The organism is Streptomyces sp. McG3 (assembly GCF_018619185.1).
Taxonomy (GTDB): domain Bacteria; phylum Actinomycetota; class Actinomycetes; order Streptomycetales; family Streptomycetaceae; genus Streptomyces.
Window position 1 is genome coordinate 1 of sequence record NZ_JAAXYC010000152.1, and the last position, 18,560, is coordinate 18,560.

General features: G+C 70.7%; 17 protein-coding genes and 2 pseudogenes. 18 read left to right on the top strand and 1 reads right to left on the bottom strand.

Annotated features, from left to right (window positions below):
- Nucleotides 1–121: 121 nt before the first annotated feature.
- The 4 genes and pseudogenes from HET64_RS23030 to nusB all read left to right on the top strand — a co-directional run.
- A pseudogene (locus HET64_RS23030) lies at nt 122–364 on the top strand (hypothetical protein); the annotation flags it as partial.
- A 130-nt stretch (nt 365–494) separates the two neighbouring features.
- Nucleotides 495–1,601, top strand: coding sequence for a M24 family metallopeptidase (locus tag HET64_RS23035; RefSeq protein ID WP_215108484.1), 1,107 nt, complete (start codon nt 495–497; stop codon nt 1,599–1,601).
- Nucleotides 1,602–1,651: 50 nt separating this feature from the next.
- Nucleotides 1,652–2,218, top strand: a complete 567-nt coding sequence (efp, locus tag HET64_RS23040; RefSeq protein WP_215108487.1) for an elongation factor P — start codon at nt 1,652–1,654, stop codon at nt 2,216–2,218.
- 2 nt (nt 2,219–2,220) lie between these two features.
- Nucleotides 2,221–2,652, top strand: coding sequence for a transcription antitermination factor NusB (nusB, locus tag HET64_RS23045; protein WP_007453233.1), 432 nt, complete (start codon nt 2,221–2,223; stop codon nt 2,650–2,652).
- A gap of 227 nt (nt 2,653–2,879) precedes the next feature.
- On the opposite strand, the gene bldD is transcribed toward nusB, so the two are convergent.
- A complete protein-coding gene (gene bldD, locus HET64_RS23050; RefSeq protein WP_003970358.1) occupies nt 2,880–3,380 on the bottom strand; it encodes a transcriptional regulator BldD in 501 nt (166 codons plus the stop codon).
- A gap of 222 nt (nt 3,381–3,602) precedes the next feature.
- On the opposite strand from bldD, the gene pyrR reads away from it, so the two are divergent.
- The 14 genes and pseudogenes from pyrR to HET64_RS23120 form a co-directional block, all read left to right on the top strand.
- Nucleotides 3,603–4,187 (top strand): bifunctional pyr operon transcriptional regulator/uracil phosphoribosyltransferase PyrR, encoded by a 585-nt coding sequence (pyrR, locus tag HET64_RS23055; protein WP_018960532.1) that lies wholly within the window; start codon nt 3,603–3,605, stop codon nt 4,185–4,187.
- Nucleotides 4,188–4,281: 94 nt separating this feature from the next.
- The gene (locus tag HET64_RS23060) at nt 4,282–5,268 is read left to right on the top strand and encodes an aspartate carbamoyltransferase catalytic subunit (protein WP_215108489.1); all 987 of its coding nucleotides are present in this window, start codon (nt 4,282–4,284) and stop codon (nt 5,266–5,268) included.
- 2 nt (nt 5,269–5,270) lie between these two features.
- A complete protein-coding gene (locus HET64_RS23065; RefSeq protein ID WP_215108491.1) occupies nt 5,271–6,557 on the top strand; it encodes a dihydroorotase in 1,287 nt (428 codons plus the stop codon).
- Nucleotides 6,554–7,162, top strand: a complete 609-nt coding sequence (locus tag HET64_RS23070) for a hypothetical protein (protein WP_215108493.1) — start codon at nt 6,554–6,556, stop codon at nt 7,160–7,162. Before HET64_RS23065 ends, HET64_RS23070 begins: the two co-directional genes overlap by 4 nt.
- Entirely contained in the window at nt 7,159–8,298 is a 1,140-nt protein-coding gene (carA, locus tag HET64_RS23075) for a glutamine-hydrolyzing carbamoyl-phosphate synthase small subunit (RefSeq protein ID WP_215108495.1), read from the top strand. Before HET64_RS23070 ends, carA begins: the two co-directional genes overlap by 4 nt.
- Entirely contained in the window at nt 8,291–11,599 is a 3,309-nt protein-coding gene (gene carB / locus HET64_RS23080) for a carbamoyl-phosphate synthase large subunit (RefSeq protein WP_215108497.1), read from the top strand. The genes carA and carB overlap by 8 nt, the downstream gene beginning before the upstream one ends.
- Nucleotides 11,600–11,683: 84 nt before the next feature.
- Nucleotides 11,684–12,796 carry a quinone-dependent dihydroorotate dehydrogenase gene (locus HET64_RS23085; protein WP_215108499.1) on the top strand — a complete coding sequence of 371 codons (1,113 nt, stop codon included), beginning with the start codon at nt 11,684–11,686 and terminating at the stop codon, nt 12,794–12,796.
- A complete protein-coding gene (pyrF, locus tag HET64_RS23090) occupies nt 12,793–13,632 on the top strand; it encodes an orotidine-5'-phosphate decarboxylase (RefSeq protein ID WP_215108501.1) in 840 nt (279 codons plus the stop codon). Before HET64_RS23085 ends, pyrF begins: the two co-directional genes overlap by 4 nt.
- Nucleotides 13,633–13,876: 244 nt before the next feature.
- Nucleotides 13,877–14,200 carry an integration host factor gene (locus tag HET64_RS23095; protein WP_003970367.1) on the top strand — a complete coding sequence of 108 codons (324 nt, stop codon included), beginning with the start codon at nt 13,877–13,879 and terminating at the stop codon, nt 14,198–14,200.
- A 38-nt stretch (nt 14,201–14,238) separates the two neighbouring features.
- Complete coding sequence (gene gmk, locus HET64_RS23100) at nt 14,239–14,832, top strand: guanylate kinase (RefSeq protein ID WP_026290991.1); 594 nt, start codon at nt 14,239–14,241, stop codon at nt 14,830–14,832.
- A 61-nt stretch (nt 14,833–14,893) separates the two neighbouring features.
- On the top strand, nt 14,894–15,166 hold the full coding sequence (gene rpoZ / locus HET64_RS23105; RefSeq protein ID WP_003970369.1) for a DNA-directed RNA polymerase subunit omega: 273 nt from the start codon (nt 14,894–14,896) through the stop codon (nt 15,164–15,166).
- A gap of 148 nt (nt 15,167–15,314) precedes the next feature.
- Entirely contained in the window at nt 15,315–16,547 is a 1,233-nt protein-coding gene (gene coaBC / locus HET64_RS23110) for a bifunctional phosphopantothenoylcysteine decarboxylase/phosphopantothenate--cysteine ligase CoaBC (RefSeq protein ID WP_215108503.1), read from the top strand.
- Nucleotides 16,548–16,758: 211 nt separating this feature from the next.
- Nucleotides 16,759–17,967 carry a methionine adenosyltransferase gene (gene metK, locus HET64_RS23115; protein WP_215108505.1) on the top strand — a complete coding sequence of 403 codons (1,209 nt, stop codon included), beginning with the start codon at nt 16,759–16,761 and terminating at the stop codon, nt 17,965–17,967.
- A gap of 135 nt (nt 17,968–18,102) precedes the next feature.
- A pseudogene (locus tag HET64_RS23120) lies at nt 18,103–18,560 on the top strand (primosome assembly protein PriA); the annotation flags it as partial.

Consider the following 18,560-nt stretch of genomic DNA (forward strand, 5'->3'; position numbering starts at 1 on the left):
TCAGGGCGGCACACCCCGCAGGCCTGGACACCGTCGTCCAACTCGGCACGGGACGCTCCGCACTGACCGGCCGCAGCGTCCTGCCCCCGGCGAAACAATCACCCCGGTGAATCTCAGCGACGGGCGCGGCCTGCTGCCCGTCGTCCTGCTGCCCGGCCTGGAGATCGTCCTGGAGCGCAACGCCGCCCGCAGCGGCAACCGCAGGCTCTCCGACGAGGAGGTCGCCCGCATCCACGGCCGGATGGCCGGCTGGTACGGCTCCGGCCTCCCGATCATCGACAACTCCACGTACGACGTCGAGACCACCGCCCGCGTCCTGGACGACGTACTGGCCCGCTCCATCGCGAGCCCGCCCGCCTGGTAGCCGTCGGGGGCCCGCCCCCCGGCCGGGAGACCGCCCGACCGCGGCCGACCGCGCGGCGCCCCGGCCGCCCGGAGCCCCGGTCGGGTGCGCAGGCCGGGCGGGGAGCCGCCCCCGCTCGTACGCTCGAACCATGTCAGAGGTGCACGCCGTCCGACGCGGGCTGCTCCGCGACCGGTGCGCCGCCGCGGGCTCCGCGGCCGCCCTGGTCTCCCGCCCCGCCAACGTCCGCTATCTCGCGGGCGGAGCGCCACCCGGCGCCGTGCTGCTGCTCGGCCCCGGCGAGGACGTTCTGCTCTGCCCCCGCGCCCCGACCGGTGAACCCGCCCACGGGCGGCCCGACGAGGCGCTCCGGATCGATCTCCTGCCCGTCCCGGACGGGGACCCGGTGGTCGCCGCGGCGGGTCTCGCCGCCTCGGCGGGCGCCGATTCGCTCGCCGTCGAGGAGCACGATCTGACCGTGGCCCGGCACCGTGCCATGGGGAAGGCCGCCCCACGCCTCCGGCTGGCCGATCTGGGCTTCACCGTGGAGCAGCAGCGGATCGTCAAGGACGAGGAGGAGATCGGCTGCCTCCGGATCGCCGCCGAGATCACCGACCAGGCCCTCGGCGAACTCCTCGAATCGATCCTGGTCGGCCGCACCGAGCGGCATCTCGCCCTGGAACTGGAGCGCCGCCTGGTCGACCACGGGGCGGACGGCCCTGCCTTCGCCACCTCCGTGGCCACCGGCCCCAACTCCGGCCAGGGCCGCCACCGGCCCTCGGACCGAAGGGTGGAGGAGGGGGATTTCCTCTCCGTCCGCCTCGGCGCGAGCTACCACGGCTACCGCTGCGAGATCGGCCGGACCTTCGTCATCGGCACCGCCCCCGCCGAGTGGCAGATCGAGCTCTACGACCTCGTTTTCGCCGCTCAGCGGGCCGGCCGGGAGGCCCTGGCGCCGGGGGCCGCCTACCGGGACGTGGACCGCGCGGCCCGGCATCCGCTGGAGTCGGCGGGGCACGGAGAGGGGCTTCAGCCGAGGACCGGGCACGGTGTGGGGCTCGAAATCGAGGAGGACCCGCAACTGGCACCGACAGCCATGGGTAAACTGGACGCTTGTGTGCCGGTCACCGTCGAACCGGGGGTCCACCTCCCGGGCCGGGGCGGTGTCCGGATCGATGACACGCTCGTCGTGCGCCCCGAGGCGGACGGCGGACCCGAGCTACTCACCATGACGACCAAGGAGCTGCTCGCGCTCTAGCGCGCATCCGCGGTCGTTCCACCAGCTTCAGTCCAGGAGATTCCGCAACCGTGGCTTCCACGAACGACCTCAAGAACGGCCTGGTGCTCAAGCTCGACGGAGGCCAGCTCTGGTCCGTCGTCGAGTTCCAGCACGTCAAGCCCGGCAAGGGCCCCGCCTTCGTGCGCACCAAGCTCAAGAACGTGCTCTCCGGCAAGGTCGTCGACAAGACGTTCAACGCCGGCGTGAAGGTCGAGACGGCCACCATCGACCGCCGCGACATGCAGTTCTCGTACATGGACGGCGAGTACTACGTCTTCATGGACATGAACACGTACGACCAGCTCATGGTCGACCGCAAGGCTGTCGGCGACGCCGCCAACTACCTGATCGAGGGCTTCACCGCCTCCGTCGCCCAGCACGAGGGCGAGGTGCTCTACGTCGAGCTGCCCGCCGCCGTCGAGCTGACGATCAAGCACACCGACCCGGGCGTCCAGGGCGACCGCTCCACCGGCGGCACCAAGCCCGCCACGCTGGAGACCGACTACGAGATCGGTGTCCCGCTCTTCATCAGCACCGGCGAGAAGATCAAGGTCGACACCCGCACGGGCACCTACCTCGGCCGGGTGAACAGCTAACCGTGGCTGCCCGGAACAAGGCCCGCAAGCGCGCCTTCCAGATCCTCTTCGAGGCCGACCAGCGCGGTGAGTCCGTGCAGAGCGTGCTCGCGGACTGGGTTCGGCTCTCGCGGACCGACGACCGTCAGCCGCCGGTCGGCGAATTCACGATGGAGCTCGTCGAGGGGTACGCGCAGTACGCGGACCGGATCGACGACCTCATCGTCACCTACGCCGTGGACTGGGAGATCGACCGCATGCCGGTCGTCGACCGGAGCATCCTGCGGCTCGGTGCGTACGAGCTGATCTGGATGGACGAGACCCCGGACGCCGTGGTGATCGACGAGGCCGTCCAGCTCGCCAAGGAGTTCTCCACCGATGACTCCCCGTCCTTCGTGAACGGCCTGCTGGCCCGTTTCAAGGACCTGAAGCCGAACCTCCGCCGGGAGCAGTAGCCCCCCGGCCGCGACGGTTCGGTCGCACACACCACGAAGGGCCCACGGTCTGCCGACCCGCGGGCCCTTCGTCGTACCCGGGAGCCCTCGGCTGGTCCGCCGTACCCGGGCAGGGGTGCGGACACGGAAACGCCGGGTGCGGACACGGAAACGCCGGGCGGGCGGGGGCCCGAAGGTCCCCGCCCACCCGGCGGCACGTTTCTGCTGTGGGGTCCTGCCCCGCTCGCTCAGCCCTCGTCGTGGGAGACCGCGCGGCGCGCGTCCGCGTCCAGCACGCCCCAGCTGATGAGCTGCTCCGTGAGCACGGAAGGCGACTGGTCGTAGATCACGGCGAGCGTGCGCAGGTCGTCCTGGCGGATCGAGAGCACCTTGCCGTTGTAGTCACCGCGCTGGCTCTGGATGGTCGCCGCGTAGCGCTGCAGCGGACCGGCCTTCTCCGGCGGGACGTGGGCGAGGCGCTCCAGGTCCAGGACGAGCTTCGGCGGCGGCTCCGCGGCCCCGCCCGGCGTCGTACCGGGCAGCAGCTCCTGCACCGGGACCCCGTAGAAATCCGCCAGCTCGGCGAGGCGCTGTACGGTCACGGCACGGTCGCCGCGCTCGTACGAACCGACCACGACGGCCTTCCAGCGACCCTGGGACTTCTCCTCCACGCCGTGGAGGGAAAGGCCCTGCTGGGTGCGGATGGCACGGAGTTTGGCCCCGAGCTGTTTTGCGTATTCGCTGGACATATGGCTCCCCGGACGCTGGAACAGTGTGCGGCTCCGCCGCGTGGCTGGTAACTCACTGTGAGGTTACGCAGCGTTACTTGGATGCGTCAAGCCGAATGGTCCGGACCGGCACCTCCCGGGGGCGGGGCCAGGGCCGAGCGCAAGCCCTGGTAGCGTGGATGACGCAATTTCGACGTCCTTTAACGATCCGTCCCGTGAGGCGGAGAAGGAGGTCCGTTTCTTATGGACGCACAGCACGACGACACCGGCAACGCGGCGCGCCCCGTTCTCGAGGCCCCCGACATCGCCCGTGTTCTGACCCGTATCGCCCACGAGATCGTCGAACGCGCCAAGGGCGCCGACGACGTGGTGCTGCTCGGCATCCCGACCCGGGGCGTCTTCCTCGCGCGTCGGCTGGCCGAGAAACTCCAGGAGATCACCGGCCGGAAGACGCCGGTCGGATCACTCGACATCACCATGTACCGCGACGACCTGCGGATGCGCCCGGCGCGCGCCCTGGCCCGCACCGACATCCCCGGCGAGGGGATCGAGGGCAGCCTGGTCGTCCTGGTCGACGACGTGCTCTTCTCCGGCCGCACGATCCGCGCCGCCCTCGACGCGCTCGGCGACATCGGCCGCCCCCGCGCGGTGCAGCTCGCGGTCCTCGTCGACCGCGGCCACCGCGAGCTCCCGATCCGCGCGGACTACGTCGGCAAGAACCTCCCCACGTCGCTGCGGGAGACGGTCAAGGTCCAGCTCGCCGAGGAGGACGGCCGCGACGCCGTGCTGCTGGGCGTCAAGCAGGCCACCCCCGCGGACACGCAGTAGCCCGAGCCCTCCCGTACGCCCTTTCGGGGACGTACGGCCGCTCCCGCGCGCCCGCATGCCTGAAACTCCCTCCAGCAACCCGGAGAACCCCCAGATGAAGCGTCACCTCATCTCGGCCGCCGACCTCACCAGCGACGACGCCGTCCTGATCCTCGACACCGCCGAGGAGATGGCCCGGGTCGCGGACCGGCCGATCAAGAAGCTCCCCACCCTGCGCGGCCGTACCGTCGTCAACCTCTTCTTCGAGGACTCGACCCGCACCCGCATCTCCTTCGAGGCGGCCGCCAAACGGCTGTCCGCCGACGTCATCAACTTCTCCGCCAAGGGATCGTCCGTCTCCAAGGGCGAGTCCCTGAAGGACACCGCGCTGACCCTGGAGGCGATGGGCGCCGACGCCGTCGTCATCCGGCACGGCGCCTCCGGAGCCCCCTACCGGCTCGCCACCTCCGGCTGGATCGACGGGGCCGTGGTCAACGCCGGCGACGGCACCCACGAACACCCCACCCAGGCCCTGCTGGACGCCTTCACCATGCGCCGCCGGCTCGTCGGCGCCGACGCCGGGCTCGGCCGCGACCTGGACGGCCGCCGCATCACGATCGTCGGCGACATCCTGCACAGCCGCGTCGCCCGCTCCAACGTCCACCTGCTCACGACGCTCGGCGCGCACGTCACCCTGGTGGCCCCGCCCACCCTGGTGCCCGTCGGCGTCGAGAAGTGGCCCTGCGACGTCAGCTACAGCCTCGACGACGTGCTGGCGAAGTCCGATGCGGTGATGATGCTGCGTGTGCAGCGCGAACGGATGAACGCCGCCTACTTCCCGACCGAGCGCGAATACTCCCGCCGCTACGGCCTGGACGGCGAGCGGATGGCGAAGATGCCCGAGCACGCCATCGTCATGCACCCCGGCCCGATGGTCCGCGGCATGGAGATCACCGCCGAGGTGGCCGACTCCGACCGCTGCACGGTCGTCGAGCAGGTCGCCAACGGCGTCTCCATCCGCATGGCCGTGCTCTACCTGCTGCTCGGCGGCTCCGACACCGCACTGTCCGCCGCCCCCGCCCGTACCGAGGAGAACAAGTAACCATGAGCAAGATCATTGTCCGCGGTGCGCGGATCCTCGGCGGCGAGCCGCAGGACGTACTGATCGAGGGCGAGACCGTCACCGAGGTGGGCACCGGCCTCGACGCCGCCGGCGCCACCGTGATCGAGGCCGAGGGGCAGATCCTGCTGCCCGGCCTGGTCGACCTGCACACCCATCTGCGCGAGCCCGGCCGCGAGGACTCCGAGACCGTCCTCACCGGCACCAAGGCCGCGGCCGTCGGCGGCTTCACCGCCGTGCACGCCATGGCCAACACCTTCCCCGTCGCCGACACCGCCGGCGTCGTCGAGCAGGTCTGGCGCCTCGGCAAGGAGTCCGGCTACTGCGACGTGCAGCCCGTGGGCGCCGTCACCGTCGGCCTGGAGGGCAAGCAGCTCGCCGAGCTCGGCGCGATGCACGACTCCGCCGCCGGGGTGAAGGTCTTCTCCGACGACGGCAAGTGCGTCGACGACGCGGTGATCATGCGCCGCGCCCTGGAGTACGTGAAGGCCTTCGACGGCGTCGTCGCCCAGCACGCCCAGGAGCCCCGCCTCACCGAGGGCGCCCAGATGAACGAGGGCATCGTCTCCGCCGAACTCGGGCTCGGCGGCTGGCCCGCCGTCGCCGAGGAGTCGATCATCGCCCGCGACGTCCTCCTCGCCGCCCACGTCGGCTCCCGCGTCCATATCTGCCACCTCTCCACGGCCGGGTCCGTGGAGATCGTCCGCTGGGCCAAGTCCAAGGGCTGGAACGTCACCGCCGAGGTCACCCCGCACCACCTCCTCCTCACCGACGAGCTGGTCCGCACCTACAACCCGGTCTACAAGGTGAACCCGCCGCTGCGCACCGAGGCCGACGTCCTGGCCCTGCGCGAGGCGCTCGCCGACGGCACGATCGACTGCGTCGCCACCGACCACGCCCCGCACCCGCACGAGGACAAGGACTGCGAGTGGGCCGCCGCCGCCATGGGCATGGTGGGCCTGGAGACCGCGCTCTCGGTCGTCCAGCAGACGATGGTGGACACCGGCCTGATGGACTGGGCGGGCGTCGCGGACCGCATGTCCTTCCGCCCGGCGGCCATCGGCCGGCTCGACGGACACGGCCGCCCCGTCTCGGCGGGTGAGCCCGCCAACCTCACTCTGGTCGATCCGGCATACCGTGGAGCCGTGGACCCCGCGGGCTTCGCGTCCCGCAGCCGAAACACCCCCTACGAGGGCCGTGAGCTGCCGGGCCGCGTCACCCATACCTTCCTGCGGGGCCGTGCCACGGTCGTCGACGGGAAGCTCGCGTGACAACTCTGACCCCCCTGTACCACCTGGCCGCCGAGCAGAAGTCGGCGGAAGTGACGGACTGGGCCGCCCGCATCGCCTGGGTGGTCGGCCTGCTCGTCTTCATCGCCCTCGTCTACTGGCTGATGCGCCAGGGCTGGAAGTGGCGCGCCAGCCTCCAGTCCGGCCTGCCCGAGCTCCCGGCGACCCCCGAGGGCTTCGCCGACGACGAGACGCTGCTGACACTGGAGGGGCGCTACCACGCCTCCACCACCGCCGGGCAGTGGCTCGACCGGATCGTCGCGCACGGCCTCGGCACCCGCAGCCGCACCGAGCTCACGCTCACCGCCCGCGGCCTGGACGTCGTACGCCCCGGGGCGGCCGACTTCTTCATCCCGGCCGACGCCCTGCGCGAGGCCCGCCTCGACAAGGCTCTCGCGGGCAAGGTCCTGCCCGAGGGCGGCCTGCTGATCATCACCTGGGCGCACGGCGAGACGCTGATCGACTCCGGCTTCCGCTCCGACCGCGCCGCCGAGCACCAGGCCTGGGTCGACGCTGTCAGCCGGCTCACCGGCGCACCCGCCACCACCGAACTCACCAGCACCACTACGGAAGGCACCGCACGATGACGATCTCCACCCGGGGGGCCCAGACCCCCGCCGTACTCGTCCTGGAGGACGGTCGCGCCTTCCGCGGCCGTGCCTACGGGGCCGTGGGGGAGACCTTCGGCGAAGCGGTGTTCTCCACCGGCATGACCGGCTACCAGGAAACGCTGACCGACCCCTCGTACCACCGCCAGGTCGTCGTCATGACGGCCCCGCACGTCGGCAACACCGGCGTGAACGACGAGGACCCCGAGTCCGCTCGCATCTGGGTCTCCGGCTACGTCGTCCGCGACCCCGCCCGCAAGCCCTCCAACTGGCGCTCGCAGCGCTCGCTGGACGAGGAACTGGTGGCGCAGGGCGTCGTCGGCATCAGCGGCGTCGACACCCGCGCCCTCACCCGCCACCTGCGCGAGCGCGGCGCGATGCGCGTCGGGATCTTCTCCGGCAACGCGATCCCCGACGAGGGCACGCTCCTCGCACGGGTCCGCCAGGCCCCCGAGATGACCGGCGCCGACCTCTCCGCCGAGGTCGCCACCAAGAAGGCCTACGTCGTTCCCGCGATCGGCACGAAGAAGTTCACCGTCGCCGCGATCGACCTCGGCATCAAGGGCATGACCCCCCACCGGATGGCCGAACGCGGCATCGAGGTGCACGTCCTGCCCGCCACCGCCACCCTGGAAGAGGTGTACGCGGTCGACCCCGACGGCGTCTTCTTCTCCAACGGCCCCGGCGACCCGTCCACCGCCGATCACCCGGTCGCTCTCATGCGCGGCGTACTGGAGCGCGAGACCCCGCTCTTCGGCATCTGCTTCGGCAACCAGATCCTCGGCCGCGCGCTCGGCTTCGGCACCTACAAGCTGAAGTACGGCCACCGCGGCATCAACCAGCCGGTGCAGGACCGTACCACCGGCAAGGTCGAGGTCACCGCGCACAACCACGGCTTCGCCGTCGACGCCCCGCTGGACCAGGTGTCCGACACGGAGTTCGGCCGCGCCGAGGTCTCCCACGTCTGCCTGAACGACCAGGTGGTCGAGGGCCTCCAGCTCCTGGACCGGCCCGCCTTCAGCGTCCAGTACCACCCCGAGGCGGCCGCGGGCCCGCACGACGCCGCGTACCTCTTCGACCGCTTCACCACCCTGATGGAGGGCCAGCGTGCCTAAGCGCTCCGATATCCAGTCCGTCCTGGTCATCGGCTCCGGTCCGATCGTCATCGGCCAGGCCGCCGAGTTCGACTACTCCGGCACCCAGGCCTGCCGCGTCCTCAAGGCCGAGGGCCTGCGCGTCATCCTGGTGAACTCCAACCCGGCGACGATCATGACCGACCCGGAGATCGCCGACGCCACCTACGTCGAGCCGATCACCCCCGAGTTCGTCGAGAAGATCATCGCCAAGGAGCGCCCCGACGCGCTCCTGCCCACCCTCGGCGGCCAGACCGCGCTGAACACCGCGATCTCCATGCACGAGAACGGCGTCCTGGAGAAGTACGGCGTCGAGCTCATCGGCGCCAACGTCGAGGCGATCAACAAGGGCGAGGACCGCGACCTCTTCAAGGGCGTCGTCGCGGCCGTCAAGGAGAAGATCGGTTACGGCGAGTCCGCCCGCTCCGTCATCTGCCACACCATGGACGACGTCATCGCCGGCGTCGACACCCTCGGCGGCTACCCCGTCGTCGTCCGCCCCTCCTTCACCATGGGCGGCGCCGGCTCCGGCTTCGCCCACGACGAGGAGGAGCTGCGCCGCATCGCCGGACAGGGCCTCACGCTCTCCCCGACCACCGAGGTGCTCCTGGAGGAGTCCATCCTCGGCTGGAAGGAGTACGAGCTGGAGCTGATGCGCGACAAGAACGATAACGTCGTGGTCGTCTGCTCCATCGAGAACTTCGACCCGATGGGCGTCCACACCGGCGACTCCATCACCGTCGCCCCGTCGATGACGCTCACCGACCGCGAGTACCAGCGGCTGCGCGACGTCGGCATCGCGATCATCCGCGAGGTCGGCGTCGACACCGGCGGCTGCAACATCCAGTTCGCCATCGACCCCACCGACGGCCGGGTCATCGTCATCGAGATGAACCCGCGCGTCTCCCGCTCCTCGGCGCTCGCCTCCAAGGCCACCGGCTTCCCGATCGCCAAGATCGCCGCCAAGCTGGCCGTCGGCTACACCCTGGACGAGATCCCCAACGACATCACCGAGAAGACGCCGGCCTCGTTCGAGCCGACCCTCGACTACGTCGTCGTCAAGGCCCCGCGCTTCGCCTTCGAGAAGTTCCCCTCCGCCGACTCCACCCTCACCACCACCATGAAGTCGGTGGGCGAGGCCATGGCGATCGGCCGGAACTTCACCGAGGCCCTCCAGAAGGCCCTGCGCTCGCTGGAGAAGAAGGGCTCGCAGTTCGCCTTCACCGGCCCGGTCGGCGACAAGGCCGAGCTGCTGGCCGAGGCGGTCCGCCCCACCGACGGCCGCATCAACACCGTCATGCAGGCGATCCGGGCCGGAGCCACCCAGGAGGAGGTCTTCGACGCCACGAAGATCGACCCCTGGTTCGTCGACCAGCTCTTCCTGATCAAGGAGATCGCCGACGAGCTGGCCGCCGCCGAACGCCTGGACGCCGACCTGATCGCCGAGGCCAAGCGGCACGGCTTCTCCGACGCCCAGATCGGCGAGATCCGCGGGCTGCGCGAGGACGTCGTCCGCGAGGTCCGGCACGCGCTCGGCATCCGCCCCGTCTACAAGACGGTCGACACCTGCGCCGCCGAGTTCGCCGCGAACACGCCGTACTTCTACTCCTCCTACGACGAGGAGAGCGAGGTCGCGAGCCGCACCAAGCCGGCCGTGATCATCCTCGGCTCGGGCCCCAACCGCATCGGCCAGGGCATCGAGTTCGACTACTCCTGTGTGCACGCCTCCTTCGCCCTGAGCGACGCGGGCTACGAGACCGTCATGGTCAACTGCAACCCGGAGACCGTCTCCACCGACTACGACACCTCCGACCGGCTCTACTTCGAGCCGCTCACCCTGGAGGACGTCCTGGAGATCGTGCACGCCGAATCGCTGGCGGGCCCGATCGCCGGTGTCATCGTGCAGCTCGGCGGCCAGACCCCGCTCGGCCTCTCGCAGGCCCTCAAGGACAACGGCGTGCCCGTCGTCGGAACCTCCCCGGAGGCCATCCACGCCGCCGAGGACCGGGGGGCCTTCGGCCGGGTCCTGGCCGAGGCAGGACTGCCCGCACCCAAGCACGGCACCGCCACCACCTTCGGCGAGGCCAAGGCCATCGCCGACGAGATCGGCTACCCGGTCCTGGTCCGCCCGAGTTACGTGCTCGGCGGGCGCGGCATGGAGATCGTGTACGACGAGACGCGCCTCGCCTCGTACATCGCCGAGTCCACCGAGATCAGCCCCACCCGGCCGGTCCTGGTCGACCGTTTCCTCGACGACGCCATCGAGATCGACGTGGACGCCCTCTACGACGGCACCGAGCTGTACCTCGGCGGCGTCATGGAGCACATCGAGGAAGCCGGCATCCACTCCGGCGACTCGGCCTGCGCCCTGCCCCCGATCACGCTCGGCGGCTTCGACATCAAACGGCTGCGCGCCTCCACCGAGGGCATCGCCAAGGGCGTCGGCGTGCTCGGACTGATCAACATCCAGTTCGCGCTCTCCGGTGACATCCTCTACGTCCTGGAAGCCAACCCGCGCGCCTCCCGCACGGTCCCCTTCACCTCGAAGGCGACCGCCGTCCCGCTCGCCAAGGCCGCCGCCCGCATCTCGCTGGGCGCGACCATCGCCGAGCTGCGCGCGGAGGGCCTGCTGCCGAAGACCGGCGACGGCGGCACCCTGCCGCTGGACGCGCCGATCTCCGTCAAGGAGGCCGTGATGCCGTGGTCGCGCTTCCGCGACATCCACGGCCGGGGCGTCGACACGGTCCTCGGCCCGGAGATGCGCTCCACCGGCGAGGTCATGGGCATCGACTCGGTCTTCGGCACGGCGTACGCCAAGTCGCAGGCCGGCGCCTACGGCCCGCTGCCCACCAAGGGCCGCGCGTTCATCTCGGTCGCCAACCGCGACAAGCGCTCGATGATCTTCCCGGCCCGTGAGCTGGTCGCCCACGGCTTCGAGCTGATGGCCACCTCAGGCACCGCCGAGGTCCTCAAGCGCAACGGCATCAACGCCACCGCCGTGCGCAAGCAGTCCGAGGGCCCCGGGCCCAACGGCGAGAAGACGATCGTCCAGCTCATCCACGACGGCGAGGTCGACCTCATCGTCAACACGCCGTACGGCACCGGCGGCCGGCTCGACGGTTACGAGATCCGCACCGCGGCCGTCGCCCGCTCCGTACCGTGCCTGACCACGGTCCAGGCGCTCGCCGCCGCCGTCCAGGGCATCGACGCCCTCAACCACGGCGACGTCGGGGTCCGTTCCCTCCAGGAACACGCGGAACACTTGATCGCGGCCCGCGACTAGCAGCCCGGAGAGGGGGACACCGGAAACGGTGTCCCCCTCTTTGCGAGCCCCGTCGAGCACACCGAGCACCAAGGACATCTCCTCATGTACAAGCTCTTCTTCCGGCTGGTCTTCAAGCGGATGGACCCCGAGCAGGCCCACTACGCCGCCTTCCGCTGGATCCGCCTCGCCGCCCGCGTCCCCGTCCTGCGCACCTTCGTCGCCGCCGCCCTCGCGCCGCGCTTCAAGGAACTGCGCACCGAGGCCCTCGGCCTGCGGATGCACGGTCCCTTCGGCCTCGCCGCCGGCTTCGACAAGAACGCCATCGCGATCGACGGCATGGCGATGCTCGGCTTCGACCACATCGAGATCGGCACCGTCACCGGCGAACCGCAGCCGGGCAACCCCAAGAAGCGCCTCTTCCGGCTGGTCGCGGACCGCGCGCTGATCAACCGCATGGGCTTCAACAACGAGGGCTCCGCCGCCGTCGCCGCCCGCCTGGCCGCCCGCAACCCCGTCTTCCGCACCACGGTCGGCGTCAACATCGGCAAGACCAAGGTCGTCCCGGAGGCCGAGGCCGCCGCCGACTACGTGAAGTCCACCGAGGCCCTCGCCGGCCACGCCGACTACCTGGTCGTCAACGTCTCCTCGCCCAACACCCCCGGCCTGCGCAACCTCCAGGCCACCGAGTCGCTGCGCCCGCTGCTCACCGCCGTGCGCGAGGCCGCCGACCGCACCGTCACCACCCGGCGCGTCCCGCTGCTCGTCAAGATCGCCCCGGACCTCGCCGACGAGGACGTCGACGCCGTCGCCGACCTCGCCGTGGAGCTGGGCCTGGACGGCATCATCGCCACCAACACCACCATCGCGCGGGAGGCCCTGGGCCTGAAGTCGGCCCCCGGCCTGGTGGGGGAGACCGGCGGACTGTCCGGCGCGCCCCTCAAGGAGCGCTCGCTGGAGGTCCTGAGCCGCCTGTACGCCCGTGTGGGGGACCGGATCACGCTGGTGGGCGTCGGGGGCGTCGAGAACGCCGAGGACGCCTGGCAGCGCATCCTCGCCGGAGCCACCCTCGTCCAGGGCTACAGCGCCTTCATCTACGAAGGTCCCTTCTACGCCCGCGCGATCCACAAGGGCCTCGCCGCCCGGCTCGCCACCTCTCCGTACGCCACCCTCGCCGAGGCCGTCGGCGCCGAGACCCGGAAGAAGGCCGCCCTGTGACGCTCGAACCCTTCGGCGCCCGCCTGCGCCGTGCCATGGACAGCCGCGGGCCGCTCTGCGTCGGCATCGACCCGCACGCCTCCCTGCTCACCTCCTGGGGCCTCGACGACGACATCGCCGGCCTGGAGCGCTTCACCCGGACCGTCGTGGAGGCGCTGGCCGACCGGGTCGCCGTCCTCAAGCCGCAGTCCGCGTTCTTCGAGCGCTTCGGCTCGCGCGGCGTCGCCGTCCTGGAGAAGGCCGTCGAGGAGGCACGCGCCGCCGGGGCGCTCGTCCTGATGGACGCCAAGCGCGGCGACATCGGCTCCACCATGGGCGCCTACGCGGCGACCTACCTGGACAAGGACTCCCCGCTCTTCTCCGACGCGGTCACCGTCTCCCCGTACCTGGGTTTCGGCTCGCTGCGCCCGGCGCTCGACGCGGCCGCCGTCTCCGGCGCGGGCGTCTTCGTTCTCGCCCTCACCTCCAACCCGGAGGGCGCCGAGGTCCAGCGGGCCACGGCGGCCGACGGCCGCTCGCTCGCCCAGCTGATGCTCGACCACATGGCGGCGGAGAACGAGGGAGCCACTCCGCTCGGCTCCGTCGGCGCGGTGGTCGGGGCGACGCTCGGCGACGCCGGGGTGAACCTGGCGATCAACGGGCCGCTCCTCGCGCCCGGCATCGGCGCCCAGGGCGCGACCCCGGCGGATCTTCCGGCGGTGTTCGGCGACGCGGTGGGCAACGTGGTCCCCAGCGTGAGCCGGGGCGTGCTCCGCCACGGCCCGGACGTGTCCGGGCTGCGCGAAGCCGCCGAACGGTTCGCGGACGAGGTCCGCGGCGCCGTATCCGGCAGCTGACCCTGACACGTTTACTGCGTGTTGACGAAATACTGACGAGAAACCTGGCCGATATGTCGCGAAAATCCTGGTCGGCCACAGCTGACCAGGACTTTTCGTCTGTTCTCGCTGACTACAGCGGCCCTTGCCGCTAGTCTCCGTCGAGAGCGGCCGAGCACAGTGTGTTCTCCGCTCACCTGGTGGGTGGCGTCCAGCTTCCCCGCCGGTCCGTATCCGACAGATCGACATCCGAGGTGACGTAGGCGTGGCTCTTCCGCCCCTTACCCCTGAACAGCGCGCAGCCGCGCTCGAAAAGGCCGCCGCGGCTCGCCGGGAGCGGGCCGAGGTCAAGAATCGACTCAAGCACTCCGGCGCTTCCCTCCACGAGGTCATCAAACAGGGCCAGGAGAACGACGTCATCGGGAAGATGAAGGTCTCCGCACTGCTGGAATCCCTGCCGGGCGTCGGCAAGGTCCGCGCCAAGCAGATCATGGAGCGTCTCGGCATCTCCGAGAGCCGCCGGGTCAGGGGTCTTGGCTCCAATCAGATCGCGTCCTTGGAGCGTGAGTTCGGCGGCAGCCCCGCCTGACGTTCTCGGGCACTCCCGAGAACGGGGATAATCGCCCCATGGCTGCAACATCCCGGGGGACGTCCCCCGTACCCCCGGACGTACGTCCGCGGCTGACCGTGCTCTCCGGCCCCTCGGGGGTCGGCAAGAGCACGGTCGTCGCTCATATGCGCACCGTGCACCCCGAGGTCTGGCTCTCCGTGTCGGCGACGACACGCAAGCCACGCCCCGGGGAGCGCAACGGTGTGCACTACTTCTTCGTGGACGACGAGGAGTTCGACAAGCTCGTCGCCAACGGCGAACTGCTGGAGTGGGCCGAGTTCGCGGGCAACCGCTACGGCACACCCCGGCGCGCCGTGCTCGACCGCCTGGAGGCCGGCGAACCGGTCCTGCTGGAGATCGACCTCCAGGGCGCCCGGCTGGTCCGCCAGTCGATGTCCGACGCGCGTCTGGTCTTCCTCGCCCCGCCGAGCTGGGAGGAGCTGGTGCGCCGGCTCACCGGCCGGGGCACCGAGGCCCCCGAGGTCATCGAGCGCCGGCTCGCCGCCGCGAAGATCGAACTGGCCGCCGAGGCCGAGTTCGATACGACGCTCGTCAACACCTCCGTCGAGGACGTGGCGCGTGAGCTGCTAACGTTGATGCTTCAGGCCTAGATCTCCCCGATCGCTCAGATCGCCTCGATCTTTGATCTACATCCCCTTCGGAAGGCAGAGAGTGTCCTCTTCCATCACCACGCCCGAGGGCATCATCAACCCGCCGATTGATGAGCTCCTCGAAGCCACCGACTCGAAGTACAGCCTGGTGATCTACGCGGCCAAGCGCGCCCGCCAGATCAACGCGTACTACTCGCAGCTCGGTGAAGGCCTCCTGGAGTACGTCGGTCCGCTCGTCGACACCCACGTGCACGAGAAGCCGCTCTCGATCGCACTCCGCGAGATCAACGCGGGCCTGCTGACCTCCGAGGCCATCGAGGGCCCCGCGCAGTAACGCAGGAGCACCACGGCACCTTCACTCCAGGCCCGGCGGCCCGTCCGCCGGGCCTGAGGTGTGTCCGGGGCCGGGTGCACGCGTTCTGCGCGGTGAGGCAGCATGGGACGCACACGTTGCCTTACGTTGCCGAGTGCGGGGAGACGCAGTGGACAAGCCGAAGGTGGTCCTGGGGGTCAGCGGGGGCATCGCCGCCTACAAGGCGTGCGAACTGCTGCGCCGGCTGACCGAGTCCGGCCACGACGTACGGGTCGTCCCGACCGCCGCTTCGCTGCACTTCGTGGGTGCCGCCACATGGTCGGCGCTCTCCGGCCACCCGGTCTCCGACGAGGTCTGGCAGGACGTCCACGAGGTCCCGCACGTGCGGATCGGGCAGGGCGCCGACCTCGTGGTGGTCGCCCCGGCCACCGCGGACATGCTCGCCAAGGCCGCCCACGGGCTCGCCGACGACCTGCTCACCAACACCCTCCTGACCGCCCGCTGCCCGGTGGTCTTCGCCCCCGCGATGCACACCGAGATGTGGGAGCACCCGGCCACCCAGGAGAACGTCGCCACCCTGCGCCGCCGGGGAGCCGTCGTCATCGAGCCCGCCGTCGGTCGGCTCACCGGCGTCGACACCGGCAAGGGCCGGCTCCCCGACCCCGGCGAGATCTTCGAGGCCTGCCGCCGGGTGCTGGCGCGCGGGGTCACCGAGCCCGACCTCGCGGGCCGTCATGTGGTGATCAGCGCCGGGGGCACGCGCGAGCCGCTCGACCCGGTGCGCTTCCTGGGCAACCGTTCCTCCGGCAAGCAGGGGTACGCGCTGGCGCGCACCGCCGTGGCCCGGGGGGCGCGGGTCACCCTGATCGAGGCCAACACCGGGCTGCCCGACCCGGCCGGGGCGGATGTCCTCCGCGTCGGCACGGCCGTTCAGCTGCGCGAGGCCGTGCTGAAGGCCGCCCCCGACGCGGACGTCATCGTGATGGCGGCCGCGGTGGCCGACTTCCGCCCTGCCGCGTACGCCTCCGGCAAGATCAAGAAGAAGGACGGCGCGGAGGCGCCCGTCGTCACCCTGGTCCGCAACCCCGACATCCTCGCCGAGGTCTCCGGCGAGCGGGCCCGCCCGGACCAGCTCGTCGTCGGATTCGCCGCCGAGACCGACGACGTACTGGTCAACGGCCGTGCGAAGCTTCGCCGCAAGGGCTGCGACCTCCTCGTGGTCAACGAGGTGGGGGAGCGCAAGACCTTTGGCTCGGAGGAGAACGAAGCGGTCGTCCTCGCCGCCGACGGCCAGGAGACGCCGGTGCCGTACGGCCCGAAGGAAGCGCTTGCCGACACGGTCTGGGATCTGGTTTCGGGAAGGTTCCAGCCGATTTCACAATCAACCCTCCGGGCGAGCTAAATCGTCCCATAAGGTCTAAAACGCAAGCCGGGAAGGGTGGATTGTCCTACTGGTGCCCCGCGTGGCGCACGTCACGAACCTCCCAAAGGGCGAGACACCTGACCCGGTCACCGGATGCGACCGATAAACTGGCCGACGGTACGCACCGAGCGCAGCTCTCGGACGTACCACCCATGATCAGCCAGCAGCCGCTGCAACCCCAGGGAGCGATGTGTCCCGCCGTCTCTTCACCTCGGAATCCGTCACCGAGGGTCACCCCGACAAGATCGCTGACCAGATCAGCGACACGATTCTCGACGCGCTCCTGCGCGAGGACCCCACCTCGCGTGTCGCCGTCGAGACCTTGATCACCACAGGTCTGGTGCATGTCGCGGGCGAGGTCACCACCAAGGCCTACGCCGACATCCCCAACCTCGTGCGCAACAAGGTTCTGGAGATCGGTTACGACTCCTCCAAAAAGGGCTTCGACGGTGCTTCCTGTGGCGTCTCGGTGTCGATCGGCGCGCAGTCGCCGGACATCGCACAGGGCGTCGACACCGCGTACGAGAAGCGGGTCGAGGGCGACGAGGACGAGCTCGACAAGCAGGGCGCCGGCGACCAGGGCCTGATGTTCGGCTACGCCTGCGACGAGACCCCGGAGCTGATGCCGCTCCCGATCCACATCGCGCACCGCCTCTCCCGGCGACTGTCCGAGGTGCGCAAGAACGGGACCATTCCCTACCTGCGCCCCGACGGCAAGACCCAGGTCACCATCGAGTACGACGGTGACAAGGCGGTCCGGCTGGACACGGTGGTCGTCTCCTCGCAGCACGCCTCCGACATCGACCTCGACTCGCTGCTCGCCCCCGACATCCGCGAGTTCGTCGTCGAGCACGTGCTCGCACAGCTCGTCGAGGACGGCATCAAGCTGGACACCGAGGGCTACCGCCTCCTGGTGAACCCGACCGGCCGCTTCGAGATCGGCGGCCCGATGGGCGACGCCGGCCTGACCGGCCGCAAGATCATCATCGACACCTACGGCGGCATGGCCCGGCACGGCGGCGGCGCCTTCTCGGGCAAGGACCCGTCCAAGGTCGACCGCTCCGCCGCGTACGCGATGCGCTGGGTCGCCAAGAACGTGGTGGCCGCCGGTCTCGCCGCGCGCTGCGAGGTCCAGGTCGCGTACGCGATCGGCAAGGCCGAGCCCGTCGGACTGTTCGTGGAGACCTTCGGCACCGCCGCGGTCGACACCGAGAAGATCGAGAACGCGATCGGCGAGGTCTTCGACCTCCGCCCGGCCGCGATCATCCGGGACCTCGACCTGCTCCGCCCGATCTACGCCCAGACCGCCGCCTACGGCCACTTCGGCCGTGAGCTGCCCGACTTCACCTGGGAGCGCACCGACCGCGTGGACGCCCTGCGCGCCGCCGCCGGTCTGTAGGCGAGACCCGCCTGCGTACGACAGCGGGGCGGGCGTCATCGAGCACGACAGCGGGGCCCGGACACCGAAACGCGGTGACCGGGCCCCGCTGCCGTGCCCCCGCCGCTGTCAGTGCTCTCTGGTAGGAATTCAGCTGTGAGCAGCGAGAACGAGCAGTCCGCCGAACCCGGTGCCGGGGCGCCGGAGCAGCTTGCGCTGATCCGGGAGACCGTGCGCCGGGCGAAGGTGCCGCGTGCCAAGCCGCGCACCTGGCGCGGCGCGGCGCTCGCCGGGGAGCTGCCCGTCGCCCGTGTCCTGGTCAACAAGGGCGTCCTCCACCTCGACCAGTACTTCGACTACGCGGTCCCCGAGGAGCTGGACGCCGACGCGCAGCCGGGCGTCCGGGTGCGGGTCCGGTTCGGGGCCGGGGGGCGCAACATCCAGGGCGGGCGGCGCGAGGGCGGCGGGCTGATCGACGGCTTCATCGTCGAGCGCCGCGCGGACTCCGACTACCAGGGGGCGCTGGCGGCCCTCGCCTCCGTGGTCTCCCCGGAGCCGGTCCTCGGGCCCGACCTGCTCGCCCTCTGCCGCGCCGTCGCCGACCGGTACGCGGG

Bases quoted from the DNA above. Each gene is read 5' to 3' on its own strand.
- HET64_RS23035 (WP_215108484.1), top strand. From the start codon at position 495: ATGTCAGAGGTGCACGCCGTCCGACGCGGGCTGCTCCGCGACCGGTGC.
- bldD (WP_003970358.1), bottom strand. From the start codon at position 3,380: ATGTCCAGCGAATACGCAAAACAGCTCGGGGCCAAACTCCGTGCCATC.
- pyrR (WP_018960532.1), top strand. From the start codon at position 3,603: ATGGACGCACAGCACGACGACACCGGCAACGCGGCGCGCCCCGTTCTC.
- HET64_RS23060 (WP_215108489.1), top strand. From the start codon at position 4,282: ATGAAGCGTCACCTCATCTCGGCCGCCGACCTCACCAGCGACGACGCC.
- HET64_RS23065 (WP_215108491.1), top strand. From the start codon at position 5,271: ATGAGCAAGATCATTGTCCGCGGTGCGCGGATCCTCGGCGGCGAGCCG.
- carA (WP_215108495.1), top strand. From the start codon at position 7,159: ATGACGATCTCCACCCGGGGGGCCCAGACCCCCGCCGTACTCGTCCTG.
- HET64_RS23085 (WP_215108499.1), top strand. From the start codon at position 11,684: ATGTACAAGCTCTTCTTCCGGCTGGTCTTCAAGCGGATGGACCCCGAG.
- gmk (WP_026290991.1), top strand. From the start codon at position 14,239: ATGGCTGCAACATCCCGGGGGACGTCCCCCGTACCCCCGGACGTACGT.